Source organism: Cellulophaga sp. 20_2_10 (assembly GCF_023476645.1).
GTDB lineage: Bacteria > Bacteroidota > Bacteroidia > Flavobacteriales > Flavobacteriaceae > Cellulophaga.
The window spans coordinates 502,017-517,024 of record NZ_JAMCOJ010000001.1 but is presented as its reverse complement, the minus strand read 5'-3'; the positions used below and the strand labels follow the sequence as shown (position 1 = coordinate 517,024).

Annotated in this window: 13 protein-coding genes; 9 read left to right on the top strand and 4 right to left on the bottom strand. The window is 32.5% G+C overall.

Annotated elements, in window-relative coordinates; all coding sequences use genetic code 11:
• Window positions 1-16 precede the first annotated feature (16 nt).
• The 8 genes from M4I21_RS02340 to M4I21_RS02305 all read left to right on the top strand — a co-directional run bounded on the left by M4I21_RS02340 (window position 17) and on the right by M4I21_RS02305 (window position 11,012).
• A complete protein-coding gene (locus tag M4I21_RS02340; protein ID WP_249557424.1) occupies window positions 17-4,342 on the top strand; it encodes a CusA/CzcA family heavy metal efflux RND transporter in 4,326 nt (1,441 codons plus the stop codon).
• On the top strand, window positions 4,338-5,549 hold the full coding sequence (locus M4I21_RS02335; protein ID WP_249557779.1) for an efflux RND transporter periplasmic adaptor subunit: 1,212 nt from the start codon (window positions 4,338-4,340) through the stop codon (window positions 5,547-5,549). The genes M4I21_RS02340 and M4I21_RS02335 overlap by 5 nt, the downstream gene beginning before the upstream one ends.
• A 4-nt stretch (window positions 5,550-5,553) precedes the next feature.
• A complete protein-coding gene (locus tag M4I21_RS02330; protein ID WP_249557423.1) occupies window positions 5,554-5,964 on the top strand; it encodes a Fur family transcriptional regulator in 411 nt (136 codons plus the stop codon).
• A gap of 45 nt (window positions 5,965-6,009) precedes the next feature.
• Window positions 6,010-7,947, top strand: a complete 1,938-nt coding sequence (locus M4I21_RS02325; protein WP_249557422.1) for a heavy metal translocating P-type ATPase — start codon at window positions 6,010-6,012, stop codon at window positions 7,945-7,947.
• Between the two features lie 45 nt (window positions 7,948-7,992).
• On the top strand, window positions 7,993-8,496 hold the full coding sequence (locus tag M4I21_RS02320; protein ID WP_249557421.1) for an SMI1/KNR4 family protein: 504 nt from the start codon (window positions 7,993-7,995) through the stop codon (window positions 8,494-8,496).
• Between the two features lie 52 nt (window positions 8,497-8,548).
• Window positions 8,549-9,643, top strand: coding sequence for a hypothetical protein (locus tag M4I21_RS02315; protein ID WP_249557420.1), 1,095 nt, complete (start codon window positions 8,549-8,551; stop codon window positions 9,641-9,643).
• 154 nt (window positions 9,644-9,797) lie between these two features.
• Window positions 9,798-10,340, top strand: a complete 543-nt coding sequence (locus tag M4I21_RS02310; RefSeq protein ID WP_249557419.1) for a porin family protein — start codon at window positions 9,798-9,800, stop codon at window positions 10,338-10,340.
• A 78-nt stretch (window positions 10,341-10,418) separates the two neighbouring features.
• Window positions 10,419-11,012, top strand: coding sequence for a Crp/Fnr family transcriptional regulator (locus M4I21_RS02305; RefSeq protein ID WP_249557418.1), 594 nt, complete (start codon window positions 10,419-10,421; stop codon window positions 11,010-11,012).
• Window positions 11,013-11,032: 20 nt separating this feature from the next.
• On the opposite strand, the gene M4I21_RS02300 is transcribed toward M4I21_RS02305, so the two are convergent.
• From M4I21_RS02300 to M4I21_RS02285, 4 genes are read right to left on the bottom strand one after another with little or no spacing between them, the layout of a single operon-like run.
• On the bottom strand, window positions 11,033-11,914 hold the full coding sequence (locus M4I21_RS02300; protein ID WP_249557417.1) for a pirin family protein: 882 nt from the start codon (window positions 11,912-11,914) through the stop codon (window positions 11,033-11,035).
• A 32-nt stretch (window positions 11,915-11,946) separates the two neighbouring features.
• Window positions 11,947-12,660, bottom strand: coding sequence for a pirin family protein (locus M4I21_RS02295; protein ID WP_249557416.1), 714 nt, complete (start codon window positions 12,658-12,660; stop codon window positions 11,947-11,949).
• A 12-nt stretch (window positions 12,661-12,672) separates the two neighbouring features.
• Window positions 12,673-13,551: a pirin family protein gene (locus M4I21_RS02290; protein ID WP_249557415.1), complete on the bottom strand. Its 879-nt coding sequence runs from the start codon at window positions 13,549-13,551 to the stop codon at window positions 12,673-12,675.
• Window positions 13,551-13,847, bottom strand: a complete 297-nt coding sequence (locus M4I21_RS02285; protein WP_249557414.1) for a GNAT family N-acetyltransferase — start codon at window positions 13,845-13,847, stop codon at window positions 13,551-13,553. The genes M4I21_RS02290 and M4I21_RS02285 overlap by 1 nt, the downstream gene beginning before the upstream one ends.
• Window positions 13,848-14,013: 166 nt before the next feature.
• Here M4I21_RS02285 and M4I21_RS02280 point away from each other — a divergent pair, with 166 nt between their 5' ends.
• Window positions 14,014-14,949, top strand: coding sequence for an EamA family transporter (locus tag M4I21_RS02280; protein WP_249557413.1), 936 nt, complete (start codon window positions 14,014-14,016; stop codon window positions 14,947-14,949).
• Window positions 14,950-15,008 lie beyond the last annotated feature (59 nt).

Sequence of the window (15,008 nt, the reverse complement as noted above, 5' to 3'; positions counted from 1 at the left end):
GTATTAATACTTTTTTATGATTAATAAAATCATTGATTTTTCAATCAATAATAAATTTATAATTGGCCTATTTACCCTGGCTATTATAGGCGCTGGTATTTGGAGTGTAACCAAAGTACCCATAGATGCTGTGCCAGACATTACAAATAATCAGGTGCAAGTAATTACGCAAGCACCAAATTTAGGAACCGAAGAAATAGAGCAATTTGTTACGTACCCAGTAGAACTGGCAATGAGTAATTTACCGGATGTAAAAGAAATACGTTCTATTTCTAGATTTGGTTTGTCTGTTGTTACTATTGTTTTTGATGATGCTGTAGGTACGTATTTACCACGGCAATTAGTATCTGAAAAACTACCAGAAATACAAGAGCAAATTCCAGACGGATTTGGTAAACCATCAATGGGGCCTATATCTACTGGTCTGGGAGAAATTTATCAATATACTTTAGAGGTAGAAAAAGGATATGAAAAAGATTTTGATGCCATAAAACTAAGAACATTACAAGACTGGATTGTTAAACGACAAATGGCAATGGTGCCAGGGGTTGTAGAGGTAAATGCTTTTGGAGGTAAAATAAAACAATACGAGGTTGCCATAAACCCTAGTGAGCTTACGGCTATTGGTCTTACTATTTCAGATGTTTTTGAAGCCTTAAAAAATAACAACCAAAATACAGGTGGTGCGTATATCGAAAAAAATCATCAAGCGAACTTTATAAGAGGAGAAGGTTTGGTAAAATCTATAGAAGATATTGCCCATATTGTAGTTAAAAAGGAAAATAACATTCCCATAAAAATCAAAGATATTGCAACAGTAACTATTGGTAGTGCTGTGCGTTACGGGGCCTTAACCAAAGATGGAAAAGGAGAGGCCGTTGGTGGTATGATTTTGATGCTTAAAGGCGCTAATACCGACGATGTTATAACAAACGTAAAAGACCGAATTGTACAGATACAAAAATCATTGCCTAAAGGGGTATCTATAAAACCTTTTTTAGACAGAAGTGAGCTTATAACAGAGACAACAAGTACGGTAACTAAAAACTTATTTGAAGGAGGTTTAATTGTAATATTTGTATTGGTATTACTTTTGGGTAACTGGCGTGGTGGTTTAATTGTAGCATCTACTATTCCGCTTTCCCTACTTTTTGCTTTTATTTTAATGAATGTCTTTGGCGTATGGGCTAACTTAATGAGTTTAGGTGCTATAGATTTTGGTATTATTGTCGATGGTTCTGTTATTATAGTAGAAAGTACAGTTTTTTTAATAGCGTCGCAAATACTAAAACGGAAAGAGATTAGTGCTACAGAAAGAGATGAAATAGCACGTTCTTCTTCAAAAAAAATGATGAATGCAGCCTTCTTTGGTCAGTTAATTATTTTAATTGTTTTTATTCCTGTTCTAGCACTAGAAGGTGTAGAGGGTAAAATGTTTAAACCAATGGCGTTGACATTTATTTTTGCAATGGTTGGCGCTATGATTTTGTGTTTAACTTATGTGCCAATGATTTCGGCTTTATTTTTAAGAGCACCAAAGAATAATAAGCTATCGTATGGAGATAAATTTGTGCATTGGGTAGAAGCTAAATATCAGCCATTACTTGAAAGATCATTAAAAAAGGGAAAATTAATTTTAGGTATTTCTATTGCTTTATTGGTATCAACAGTCTTTGTTTTTTCAAAAATGGGAGGCGAATTTATTCCGCAATTAGATGAAGGTGATATTGCTTTTCACGCAATACTTAAACCGGGAAGTTCTTTAACAGAAACAATTGAAACTACAACTAAAATAGAGCAAATAGTAAAAGCAAAATTCCCTGAAGTAATTACTATAGTTAGTCGTATTGGTGTTGCAGATGTACCTACAGATCCTATGCCTATGGATATTGCAGATGTTTTTGCTATTCTTAAAGATCCATCAGAATGGACATCGGCTTCATCTAAAGAAGAATTAATTGGTAAAATAAAGGAAGAAGTTAGCCTAGTTCCTGGTGTTAATTTTGAGTTTACGCAACCCATAGAAATGCGATTTAATGAATTGCTTACAGGTGTTAGAGAAAATGTAGCTATTAAATTATTTGGAGACGATTTAGACATTCTAGCCTCTAAAGCAGAAGAAATAGGAAAATTAATAGCGGGTGTAGAAGGTGTTGCAGATATGAAAGTGGAAGCTACAACCGGACAACCACAAATTTCTATTAATTACAACCGCAATAAACTAGCACAATATGGATTGCAGGTAACAACTTTAAACGGTATTGTAGAAGCTGCTTTTGCAGGCAAAAAAGCAGGTGTAATTTTTGAAGGAGAAAAACGATTTGATTTGGTTGTGCGATTAAATAAAGACAACCGAAGTGATATTACTGATGTAAAAGACTTGTTTGTAAACTTGCCTTCTGGCTCTCAAATTCCGTTACGAGAAGTAGCAGATATAAGCTACAAGCCAGGTCCAATGCAAATTAGTAGAGATAATACCAATCGGAGAACTTACGTCGGCATTAATATTAGAGATCGTGATGTTAAATCTGTTGTTTTAGATATACAAGATATTTTAGATGAGAAATTAAGTTTGCCTCCTGGATATTATCTAAGGTATGGTGGAGCTTTTGAGAATTTAGAACGTGCAAGTAATAAGTTAAAAACGGTAGTGCCTTTAGCGCTATTGCTTATTTTTATTTTAATCTATTTTGCATTAAAGTCGGTGCCACAAACATTAATGATTTATGTGGCTATACCAATGGCAACCATCGGTGGTGTATTTGCATTATGGCTTAGGGATATGCCTTTTAGTATTTCTGCAGGTGTTGGTTTTATTGTGCTTTTTGGAGTAGCTGTACTAAATGGTTTGGTTATGGTTAGTGGTTTAAATGAACTTAAAGAAGAAGGTGTTATCAATTTAAAAGACCGAATTATTGAAGGAACTAAACGTAGAATTAGACCAATTATGTTAACAGCATTTACAGATGTTTTAGGCTTTTTGCCAATGGCAATTTCATCTGGAGCAGGAGCAGAAGTACAGCGTCCGTTAGCAACTGTGGTTATTGGAGGCTTAGTAACTGCAACGTTATTAACCTTATTTATTTTACCAATTTTATACCATTGGGTAGAAGATGGCAAATTTACATTTAAAAAGAAGCCGGTTGTGGTTACTACAACTATAGTATTATTCTTTTTATCTTCATTTGGATTGCAAGCACAAGATGCTAAGTTGGTACAGCAAGAAATTAGTTTAGAACAGGCAGTTTCTTTATCTGCTACATATTATCCCTCAATAAAGCAAAATGCTTTAGAGGTAGCTAAACAAATAGAGTTAAAAAGTAGCGCAGTAGACTTAGGAGTAACTTCTGTTTTTACTGGTGGCGAGGAAATTAACGATGTGGCAGGGGTTTACACTCTAGTGGGGTTTAGACAATCTAATATAGATGTTTTAGGAATTTCATCTAAAAAGAAAGTACAAGAGCAACAAATACAGCTTGCTAAAAAGGCATACTCACTTTCCTTGTTGGAGGTAGAAAAGCAAGTTAAACTTGCTTGGGCAAATGCATTGCAGGCAAAAAAAAGGTTTGTATTGTATACAGAGTTAGATTCTATTTATGTGAAATTTGATAAAGCTATAGGTCTAAATTACGAAGTAGAAGCGATCTCCAGACTAGAATATTTGGCAGCCAAAAGTCAAGCTTTAGAAATTAAAAATCAATACAAAAAAGCAAGTGCTAATTACAATATAGCGCTGTCACAGCTAAACTTATGGTTACCAAGTGATTTGTTTTATGGTGTTACAGATGAATACAATATAATAGTTGTAGAAGAACAACCAGAATTTAAAAATCATCCTAAATATACAATGTTAGAGAATGCAGTATCATTGGCAGATGCTAATTATAAGGCGGCTAAAGCTAAAAATTTACCAAAGTTTAATCTTCAGGGCGGAGTGCAACGTATAAATGGTACTTCTGGTTTTTATAGTTATCAAGCAGGTTTGTCTATTCCGTTTTTATCAGGCTCAACTAAGGCACAAATTAAAACGACTAAAATAGATAAAGAAATTGCATCCTCTAAAGCCGCGTATACTAAAAAGCAGCTTGAATCTGAATTTTATCAAACTATAGAAAACTATAAAAAATGGAATTCTTCTTGGTTATTTTACAAAGATCAGGTTCTGCCTTTGGCAAAAGAACAACGTAAAGGAGCATTGTTTGCCTATAAAGAGGGGGCTTTGGATTACAACGGTTTTACACAATTAATAAAAGCTGCTATACAAACAGAATTAGATGCACAATCTGCATTTAAAAATTATATGGATAGTTTGTTTCAAGTTCAATATTATAATCAAAATTAAGATGAAAAAATACATTTATATAACAGTTTTGGTATTTGCAATTGGAGTTTCTAGTTGTAAGAATACGGGCAGTACCAAAGAAGGTCATTTAGAAGACACCAATAAACCTAATGAACAGGTAAAAGATGAGCATAAAGAAGATGGTCATGAAGAAGAGGTGATGTTAACAGCCCAACAATTTACAGCTTTACAAATGGAGGTTGATACACTAACGAAGCGTACTATAAGTGGTTTTGTTGAAGCAAATGGACGCTTAGAGGTTCCGCCACAAAATGAAGCTTCTATTACAGCGACTATAGGTTCTAATGTGGTTTCTATAAAGGTTATAGAAGGGGATAAAGTTCGTAAAGGGCAAGTTGTGGCTTATGTATCACATCCAAATATTATTCAACTACAAACAGATTATTTAAATGCATACAGCAATAGTAATTTTGTAAAGCAAGATTTTGAAAGACAAAAAAAGTTGTATGAGGCCGGTGTTGGTTCAGGTAGTAAATACCAACAAGCAGAGGCGAGTTATAATGTATCTACATCTTTAGTAAATGGTTTAGCTGCACAATTGCAAATTTTACATATAAATGTAGCCAGCGTTCGTAAAGGGAACATTTTTAAGCAAGTACCATTAGTAAGCCCTATAGAAGGTTATGTGCAAAAAGTAGCAATTAAAACTGGGCAATATGTAGATCCACAAACCGAGTTGTTTGAGGTTGTAGATACACACCATATACATGCAGATTTAATGGTTTTTGAAAAAGACGTGCATAAGGTAAAAGAGGGGCAAATAGTAAGTTTTAGTGTGCAATCTGTACCGGGAGAACAGCTAAGGGCTAAAATTATATCTGTAGGTAAAACTTTTGAAGAAAATCCAAAAGCAGTGCATATACACGCAGAAATTGAGAATAAGAAAGACAATTTAATACCTGGTATGTATATAGAGGGTAGAATAGAGATAGATAGTAAAAAGGGAATTGCGTTGCCAGAAAATGCTATTGTTAAAGACGGAGAACGATTTTTTGTGTTTACAGTAGAAAAAGAAAATGAAGATTGGAGTTTTAAACCTATAGAAATTTCAAAAGGAAATACGGTAGATTCTTGGGCAGCTGTAAATTTTTTAGTACCTATAGATCCGAATACCAAATTTGCTTATAATAATGCATATTATTTATTGGCAGAAATGAAAAAGGGAGAAGCAGAACATAGTCATTAAGCATATGCAAACTATAGAGCAACATATAACAACAAAAGGAATTAGGGTAACAGCAATGCGACTCTTAATTTATAAGTTTTTAGCAGAAAGGAGTAACGCGGTTACACTTAGTGATATAGAGAAAGCATTTGATAAAGTAGATAGAACTACATTATATAGAACAATAAAAACGTTTGAAGATAAAGGTATTGTTCATCAAATAAATGAAGGCTCTACAGGTACTAAATATGCTTTATGCAAAACGAATTGTAAGTGCGAACTGGAAACAGATTTGCATTTACATTTTCATTGCAATAATTGTGAAGAAACGATCTGTTTAACAGATTATAAGATTCCGAAAGTAGAAGTTCCGGATGGCTTTATTGCAGAAAATGCAAATTTGGTGCTAAAAGGAATATGTAACAAATGCAGTTAAGTCCAATGCACTATTGTTGCACGTATATTTTATAGAAATTTGAATATGAAAGAGAGAAAAGAGTTAAAAGATCTAGAAAAAAATACACACAACCATACACACAATCACAGTCATTCTAATACAAATTCTGGTATAAAAGAATATATGCCGGCAATAATTAGTTTTACAATGCTACTTATTGGTGTTGCAGCAGATTATTTTAACTTAGCTTCCTTTTTTAAAGGATTTATACGAATTGTTTGGTATACTATTGCTTATTTACCTGTAGGTCTTCCTGTTGTAAAAGAAGGATGGTTAAGTATTAAAAGAGGTAATTATTTTACTGAGTTTTTGTTAATGTCAATTGCAACAATAGGTGCTTTTGCTATAGGAGAATACCCAGAAGGTGTTGCCGTAATGCTTTTTTATGCCGTTGGTGAGCTGTTCCAAAGTGCAGCGGTTACAAGAGCAAAAAGCAATATACAAGCATTGTTAGATGTTAGGCCTAAAGCAGCCTTAGTCTTTAGAAATAACGAATATATTTCTGTTTTACCAGACGCTATAAAAATAGGAGAAAAAATACGGGTAAGATCCGGAGAAAAAGTACCCGTAGACGGTGTCTTATTTTCTGCTAAGGCATCTTTAAATACAGCTGCTATTACCGGTGAAAGTAAGCCAGCTACAATTGGTAAAAATGATGTTATTTATGCAGGTAGTATTAATTTGCAAGACGTAATAGAAATAAAAGCTACTAAGGAATTTAAAGACAGTTCTATAGCTCGTATTTTAGAGTTGGTGCAAAATGCTACGGCTCGTAAATCTAAAACCGAATTATTTATAAGGAAATTTGCTAAGGTGTATACGCCAATTGTAGTGTTTTTAGCTATGGGTTTAACCTTGTTTCCATATTTTTTTGTAGATGATTATGTATTTAGAGATTGGTTGTACAGGGCGTTAATATTCTTAGTTATTTCTTGTCCGTGTGCATTGGTCATTTCTATTCCGCTGGGTTATTTTGGAGGATTAGGAGCTGCGTCTAAAAACGGAATTTTGTTTAAAGGGGCTTCTTTTTTAGATACTATAGCAAAAGTAAATACATTGGTGATGGACAAAACGGGGACTATTACAAAAGGTGTATTTAAAATTCAGGAAATCCATACTTTAATTATGGAAGAAAAAGAAATGATGCAGTATGTACTAGCATTAGAAGCTACATCTACACACCCAATAGCACAAGCACTTTTAGATTATCCGTTAGATGAAACGTTTAAAGCAATAGATGCCAATGAAATTGCAGGGAAAGGCTTAAAAGGTATTGTTAATAATAAAAAAGTTTTGGTAGGTAACGCGGCCTTATTATTAGATTATAAAATAGATGCGTTAACAGAGATAGAAGATGTTGTGGAATCTAGTGTTTTAATAGCAATAGATGGCCAATTTGCAGGCTATGTTATTATTGCAGATGAAATTAAGGAAGATGCAAAAGAGACTATTTCTGAAGCTTATAAAGTTGGCGTAAAAGATTTTTATATATTTTCTGGTGATAGGGATTCTATTACAAAAAAAGTAGCAAAAGAGATTAATGTTCTAAGAGCTAAAGGTGGTTTGTTACCAGAGCAAAAACTAAAAGAGGTTGAAGATATTATGACCAATCCAAACGCTGTTGTAGCTTTTGTGGGTGATGGTATTAATGATGCTCCTGTACTTGCTGTTAGTGATGTTGGTATTGCAATGGGTGGGTTAGGTAGTGATGTGGCTATAGAAACAGCAGATGTAATTATACAAACAGATCAGCCATCTAAAATTGTACAAGCCATAAAGATTGGTAAATCTACAAGAATAATAGTTTGGCAAAATATAGCATTAGCTTTTGGAGTAAAACTAATTGTTTTACTTTTAGGGGCTGGTGGTTTAGCAACAATGTGGGCAGCCGTTTTTGCAGATGTTGGTGTAGCTTTACTAGCTATTTTAAATGCAGTTAGGTTGCAGCGAATGAAGTGGTAATTAAAAATAAGCAACAGCAGAATAACAAATGTATTATAACGTATAATGGATTTTAAAGAACAATGCACACAACTAGCTAGTTGGGTAAGCTTAAGTAATGGAAATCCGTTAACTCAAGTAGGGGAGGATGCCAATAGCTTTATTCGGTATAGCCCTATTACAAAACAAGAAATAGTAGATTTTGAGGAAGTTAACAATGTAAAGTTACCCCAAGATTATTGTTTGTTTTTAGAAACGATTGGTGAGGCCGACTTGTTTATTCCGTGGGGATTTAAAGTTATAGCTCCACAGAAATATTTAGAGAACGCAACTAGTATTTTTAAAAACTACGGAGAAGATCCTTTTCCAAAGATTTTAATTGTAATTAATACTGTATCTGGTGAAATGGGAGGGTTTATTCTTGATGAATTTAAACGTGAGTATGCCACTTTTGCATTATTTAGAGCGGAAGTTCCTTTAGAGCATTGGCTAGAAGATAACGACTCTTATGAAAGTTTTAGTGCTTGGTTATTAGAAGAGGTTAATGATTTGTTGCATGCTTATTCTTAGAACAGATTAAGTTTAATATATTTAACTACTTCTAATTTTTAAGTCTTTTCAAATGAAGAATATTGATAAAATAACTCCTTTTACAGTTTCAGCATCGGAATCTAGTTATGGTGTATTAACAACCTTAACGGTTAAAAATGAAGTATCCGTAAAAAAGAGTATATCTTGTAAGGAGCAGACGCTAGTTGCAAGTTATATTTATAATGAAGACGATGGATATAATCTGGTGTATACTGTTATAGATGACACAGGAAAAGCAGAAAGTTTTATAGAGGATGATGGTATTTTGCCTACCTTATTTATTAATCCAGATTTAGAAAATTATGTATCTCTAATTCCTTACCATCCTGATAAAGAATTAGAAATTAGCATTCCACTTTTTAATAGAGGAAACACCGATTTACCTAAAGGAAATAGGCCTTTTACTGGTGGTTTTATAGGTGTCTCTAAGCAGTTTTCTATTTTTTATGATGTAGATATTTGGGACGACAAAAAACCAGATAAGCTTTTAGCAATGGAATTTAAGAATGGTGTTCTTAAAAAAAAATACAATAAAAAAGTACCACTCCCTAGAGACAATAATATATATATTAATGCTAATGAAATTCACTTACTTTCTAGTAGTGGTAATACTTGGCTGCATAGACAAATAGATGAAAAAGGAACAGAGGTAAAAAGTAGAGCGTTAAAAGCAACTACAAATTATTTTTGGCAAATTATTAGTTTATCTTTTGAGTCTAACTCTTATGTTTTATATGAAAAAAAGGGTGAGATTAGTATAGAAACGATAACGGCAGATAACGTTTGTTCCTCCAAAGCTATTATAGCTATTAAAGATGAGTTTTTTAATACGTGGCAGCCTGTACAAATTAAAGACGATACTTTTATAGTTCAATTTAATACAGAATTTGGTAATGGTTGGTTAACTATAAAAAATGATGAAGTTTTAGAACTTTTTTATAGTAAAGACACTAAAGGGTATAAGAATTTAATCAGTGGAGATGTCTTAGAGTTAGAAGAACCTAATTTGATTATAGCTAGTATTAATAAAACTAAAGAAAACGGTTATGCCGTTGTTTTTTATCCTTCCGTAGAAAGAAAAGAAAAGAATAAAAAGATACTAGTTTTTCAAAAAAGAATACACTAAAATTTCAATTTTTTATGTTAGTAATTATGTATATATAAATACATTTATTTGTAAGTTAATTCAACTTGTTAAAGTAAGTTAAAATAGTTAAATTTTTGAAAATTAATGGGTTACTTAAACATATAACTAGTTGATTTGTTTTAAAACTTTAATTATGAAAAAATTATTACTAACTTTTATTTTGGCTGCTTTTGGAGTAGCAAATGTTAATGCTCAAGACAAACAAGACATTCAATTTGGAATAAAAGGAGGGCTTAACTTTTCTTCTCTTTATGGAGAAGCGGAATATTTTGAAACTGTAACGTCCTTTAATTTTGGGTTTATAGCAGAAATACCAATTAATGGAAAATTTTCTTTTCAACCAGAACTATTATATTCTGGACAAGGTAGTAGTGGAGGAGGAAATACGCTAGATTTAAGTTATTTAAACCTTCCGTTAATTGGTAAATATTACGTTGCAAAAGGTTTTAGTTTAGAAGCAGGGCCTCAAATAGGATATTTATCCTCTGCGAAACTTAATGGATCTTCTGTAACTAGTAACTATGAACGTATGGAGGTAGGAGTAAATGTTGGGGTCGGTTATAAGTTAGATAATGGAATTAATTTTGGTGTTCGTTACAATTTTGGTTTAACGAATATTAATGATTTTAATGGAAGAAATGGTGTGCTTCAGTTTTCTGTTGGATACTTCTTTTAAAAATTAGTTACTTTAATACAAAAAAACCGAAGAGTTTATGCTTCGGTTTTTTTGTTTAAAAATAGTAAACATACTAAAATGCTACAGAACTTTAAAACATATCTTTTTGATAAAATGGGAGTAGAAGCTACTGCCTATGAACAATTATCACCTTACATTAAAAGCAGGGATGTTCTAAAAGGGGAACAACTTTTAAAAGCAGGTGATGTTTGTAAATACACCTTTTATGTAGAAAAAGGATTGTTACGTTTTTATGGTTTAGATGAAAACGGTAAAGAAAATATATTACAATTTGGTACAGAAAACTGGTTGGTTACAGATAGAGATAGTGTATATTTTAAAGAGCCATCTAACTATTACATAGATGCTTTAGAAGATACTGTAGTAGTTCTATTAGATGAACAATTTGTAGAGCTTTTAGCAGAATTTACACCATCATTTAGAAAAAAGAATGAAAAATTACTACACAATCATATTAGACATTTAAACAGAAGAATACATTTACTTTTGGGAGCATCCGCTAAAACAAGATATTTAGAGTTTATAAAATTGTATCCAGATGTTTTGTTACGAGTTCCGCAATGGATGATAGCTTCCTATTTAGGAATAACCCCAGAAAGTTTAAGTCGCATACGTAAAGATTTATCAAAACAAAACTTTACTCCTTATTAATCTGACGTTCTTTATAATTTTTATTTAGTTCTTGGTTCTGGTAGGGGTACAAATTCAGTTTCACCAGGAACTTTATCAAAAGTTTGATTTTTCCAATCTGTTTTTGCTTGTTCTATTTTTTCTTTACTAGAAGAAACAAAATTCCAATGTATATAACGTTCTTCGGGGAATGGTTCTCCTCCAAAAATATAAACAGTTGTGTTTTTATTCATTGTAAAAGAACATAAACTACTATCTTTTGCTATTAGTATTTGTTTAGATTGGTAGGTGTGTTCTTCACTAACAATGCTACCTTCTAAAATATATAAAGCACTTTCTCCAAATAAATGCTTGCCTAGATCTACAGTTTGTTTAATTGTACTTTTTAGTTCTATAAAATACAATTTACTATGTACAGGAACTGGAGATTTTTTACCAAAAACTTCTCCTGCGATTAATTTTATTGCAATTTCGTTTGCTGTCCAAGTAGGAATATCTTCTTCGTTTATATGATAAAAACTAGGTTCACAATGTTCTAACTCTTTAGGTAATGCAACCCAAATCTGTAAGCCATGTAATGTTTTCTGTGTATTGCGTAAGTAATTAGGAGTACGCTCGGAGTGTACAACACCTTTTCCGGCAGTCATCCAATTTACCGCGCCAGGTTTTATTTCTATTGCTGTTCCCAAACTGTCTTTGTGCATAATACTACCATCAAACAAAAAAGTTAATGTAGATAAGCCAATATGTGGGTGTGGTGGCACATCTAAGTTTTCAGATTCAGTTAAAGTTGCAGGTCCCATATGATCTATAAAAACAAAAGGGCCTACACTTCTTTTTTGTCTAAACGGTAACAAACGACCAACAAGGAAGTTTCCTATATTAGCTGCGCGTTCTTCAATAATTAGTTGTGTATTAGACATTTTTTTAGTCTAAAGTTATATAATTTTTTCAATTAAAATTCCATAGGAACTTCCATTAGTAAAATTTTACTGTCTTTAGTAGCTTTTATTTCTATAGTATCTACATCCCAAAGTCCAAAACCATCTCTTTTATGTAATTTTTGACCTTCTATTTCTATAGCACCCTCTAAAATAAAAGCATAAACACCATTGTTAGGCATATGTAATTTATAATTAGAAGTAGTCTCTTTAGAAAAATCACCTAAACTAAACCAAGCATCTTGATGCGCCCAAACACCAGCATCGTTTTTATTAGGGGATAAGACTTGGTATATTTCGTTTTCTTTTTGTAGTTCTATTGTAGAAATTTGATCGTATCGTGGAGTAACATTTACTTTATTAGGTATTACCCATATTTGTAAAAACTGTACAGCTTTATCTCTGTTTTTGTTATACTCGCTATGAGTTACACCTGTACCTGCGCTCATAATTTGAATATCTCCTTGTTTAATTACAGTGGAGTTTCCCATATTATCTTGATGTTGCAAATCACCCTCTAGAGGTATAGATATAATTTCCATATTTTGATGAGGATGTGCGCCAAAACCTCTGCCTTCACTCACGGTATCGTCATTTAATACACGTAATGCTCCAAAATTCATTCGTTCTGTATCTTGGTAATTTGCAAAGCTAAAGGTATGGTAGCTATTTAGCCAACCGTGATCAGCGTGTCCTCTTGTATCTGCTTTATGTAATATTGTTTTCATAATGTATCTTTTTTAATCTTCTAAATAACCAAACTTGCCCATATTAAAATCGTTTATGGCTTGTTTTATTTCTTCTTTTGTATTCATTACAAACGGACCTTGAGCTGCAATAGGTTCATTAATTGGTTTTCCGCTTAGGACTAAAACAATTGCTTTTTCTGTCGCTTTAATTGTAAAGTCTTCTCCTTTGTTTTCAAACAATACAAAATGATCTGTAGCAACATTTTCTTTATCATTTATAGTAATAGAACCCTCTATAACTAAAACAGCTGTATTGTAATCTTCAGGAAAACTAAAAGAAGCTTCTTTGTCTGTGTTTAATTTTGCATTGTACATATGTAAAGGAGTAAATGTACTTGCAGAGCCCATTGTATTATTATAATTACCTGCAATAACCTCTATAGTGCCCGCATTATTATCTAAAGTATGCTTGTTAATATCACCATTAGATAACCCTTGGTATTTAGGCTTACTCATTTTGTCCTTAGCAGGTAAATTAACCCAGAGTTGTACCATCTGGAATTCGCCTCCTGTTTTGCTAAATTCTTCTTCGTGGTATTCTTTGTGTAAAACACCAGATGCAGCTGTCATCCATTGTACGCCACCTTCACCAATAATACCACCACCGCCACTACTGTCGTGATGTGCAATTTTGCCCTTGTAGGCAACGGTTACGGTCTCAAAACCTCTGTGCGGATGTACGCCAACACCTTTTGGAGAGTCTGATGGCGGAAAATTATATTTAGAGTTGTAGTCTAGTAAAATAAACGGACTCATACGTTCCATATCTAACCTAAATCCGCTAGGTATAAAATTATGAACTCTAAATCCGTCTCCTACAAAGTGCGGAGCTCTAGGAGTTGCTATTAATTCTATGTTTTTAATACTCATTATTGTAAGTTTTTATTATGAAAAACTGAGATTTTTTGATATTCAGGATGTTTATCGATATAACTTTTTATAAACGTGCAATATGGTTTTACTTTTAACTTGTTTGTAATTGCATATTCTAAAATAGACTTGGCTATAAAAGAACCAACCCCTTTGCCAGCAAGTTCTTTAGGAACTTCTGTATGTATATAAGAAATACCACCATCAAAAAGTTTGTATTCTTCAATAGCAGTATAAGGACCAACGTGTACCTCAAATCTGCTTTTTTCTGTGTTATTAATTAGTTTGTACTCCATATTCTAATCTTATTTACAACAAATTTAATAAGCATTACACTTGTTTGCATTGATCTATGTTAAGAACGTAATAAAAGCAACTTGTTTTGTCTATTTAATATAGCTGTAATTCATTACTTAAAACTTATTCTTACTTTTGCAGAATTAATATTTTAGCCTCCTTATAATGAGTAAATCATCTAACACAACGCTAATAGTTTTAGCTTTTTTCTCGATCTATGTTATATGGGGGTCTACCTATTTATTAAATAAAATTGCAGTAACAGAGTTACCTCCTTTTATGTTGGCGGCCATACGTTTTATTACTGCAGGGATACTTGTTTTTATTATTAGTAAATTTTTAAAGCTAGAAATAAAAGTAACAGCAAAACAATTACGAAATACGGTAATAGCAGGATTTTTATTTTTAGCCTTAGGAAACGGAGTAGTAGTATGGGCTTTACGTTATGTAGACAGTGGTTTTGCAGCACTAGAAATATCTGCACAGCCATTAGTAGTCTTGTTGTTAATGAGAATTTTTCAAGGTAAAAAAATACAACCAATGTCTATTGTTGGTGTTTGTTTAGGTATTATCGGTATTTATTTATTAGTAAGTCAAAAACAAGTTGTTAGTCAAGAGGGATCCTTATTGGGTATGATTATGATATTTATTTGTATGGTAAGTTGGTCTAGTGGTAGTTTATTTGTAGCTAGGGCAGACTTACCAAGGAATTACTTTGTAAACACAGGTTACCAAATGTTATCTGGGGGTTTCTTTTTATTAATAGCTAGTTTTTGTTTTGGAGAAACTTGGTCATTACCAACAGAATGGGAGGGAAAAACACAAATGGCAATGGTACTTTTAATTGTATTTGGGAGCATAGTTGCATTTACTTCTTTTAACTACTTATTAAAGTTTGTTTCTCCAGAAAAAGTAGCAACTTCTACCTATGTAAATCCTATTATCGCATTACTATTGGGGTGGTATTTTTTAGACGAAAATATTACAACGCAATCAGCAGCAGCAGCAGTAGTACTTTTAACAGGAGTCTATTTTATTAATACAAAGAAAAAAATCATGATATTTTCTAGATTTTCAAATCGTATAGGACGAAAGTCTTAATTTTTGGGACATACTCCTTTTTTTAAAAATTATAAGTAGTTTTTTACCTATTTATTCGT

Excerpts from the sequence above, each read along its gene's own strand:
- M4I21_RS02340 (WP_249557424.1), top strand. The coding sequence starts at position 17 with ATGATTAATAAAATCATTGATTTTTCAATCAATAATAAATTTATAATT.
- M4I21_RS02310 (WP_249557419.1), top strand. The coding sequence starts at position 9,798 with ATGAAAAAATTATTACTAACTTTTATTTTGGCTGCTTTTGGAGTAGCA.
- M4I21_RS02305 (WP_249557418.1), top strand. The coding sequence starts at position 10,419 with ATGCTACAGAACTTTAAAACATATCTTTTTGATAAAATGGGAGTAGAA.
- M4I21_RS02325 (WP_249557422.1), top strand. The coding sequence starts at position 6,010 with ATGAAAGAGAGAAAAGAGTTAAAAGATCTAGAAAAAAATACACACAAC.
- M4I21_RS02330 (WP_249557423.1), top strand. The coding sequence starts at position 5,554 with ATGCAAACTATAGAGCAACATATAACAACAAAAGGAATTAGGGTAACA.
- M4I21_RS02280 (WP_249557413.1), top strand. The coding sequence starts at position 14,014 with ATGAGTAAATCATCTAACACAACGCTAATAGTTTTAGCTTTTTTCTCG.
- M4I21_RS02285 (WP_249557414.1), bottom strand. The coding sequence starts at position 13,847 with ATGGAGTACAAACTAATTAATAACACAGAAAAAAGCAGATTTGAGGTA.
- M4I21_RS02295 (WP_249557416.1), bottom strand. The coding sequence starts at position 12,660 with ATGAAAACAATATTACATAAAGCAGATACAAGAGGACACGCTGATCAC.
- M4I21_RS02320 (WP_249557421.1), top strand. The coding sequence starts at position 7,993 with ATGGATTTTAAAGAACAATGCACACAACTAGCTAGTTGGGTAAGCTTA.
- M4I21_RS02300 (WP_249557417.1), bottom strand. The coding sequence starts at position 11,914 with ATGTCTAATACACAACTAATTATTGAAGAACGCGCAGCTAATATAGGA.
- M4I21_RS02290 (WP_249557415.1), bottom strand. The coding sequence starts at position 13,551 with ATGAGTATTAAAAACATAGAATTAATAGCAACTCCTAGAGCTCCGCAC.
- M4I21_RS02315 (WP_249557420.1), top strand. The coding sequence starts at position 8,549 with ATGAAGAATATTGATAAAATAACTCCTTTTACAGTTTCAGCATCGGAA.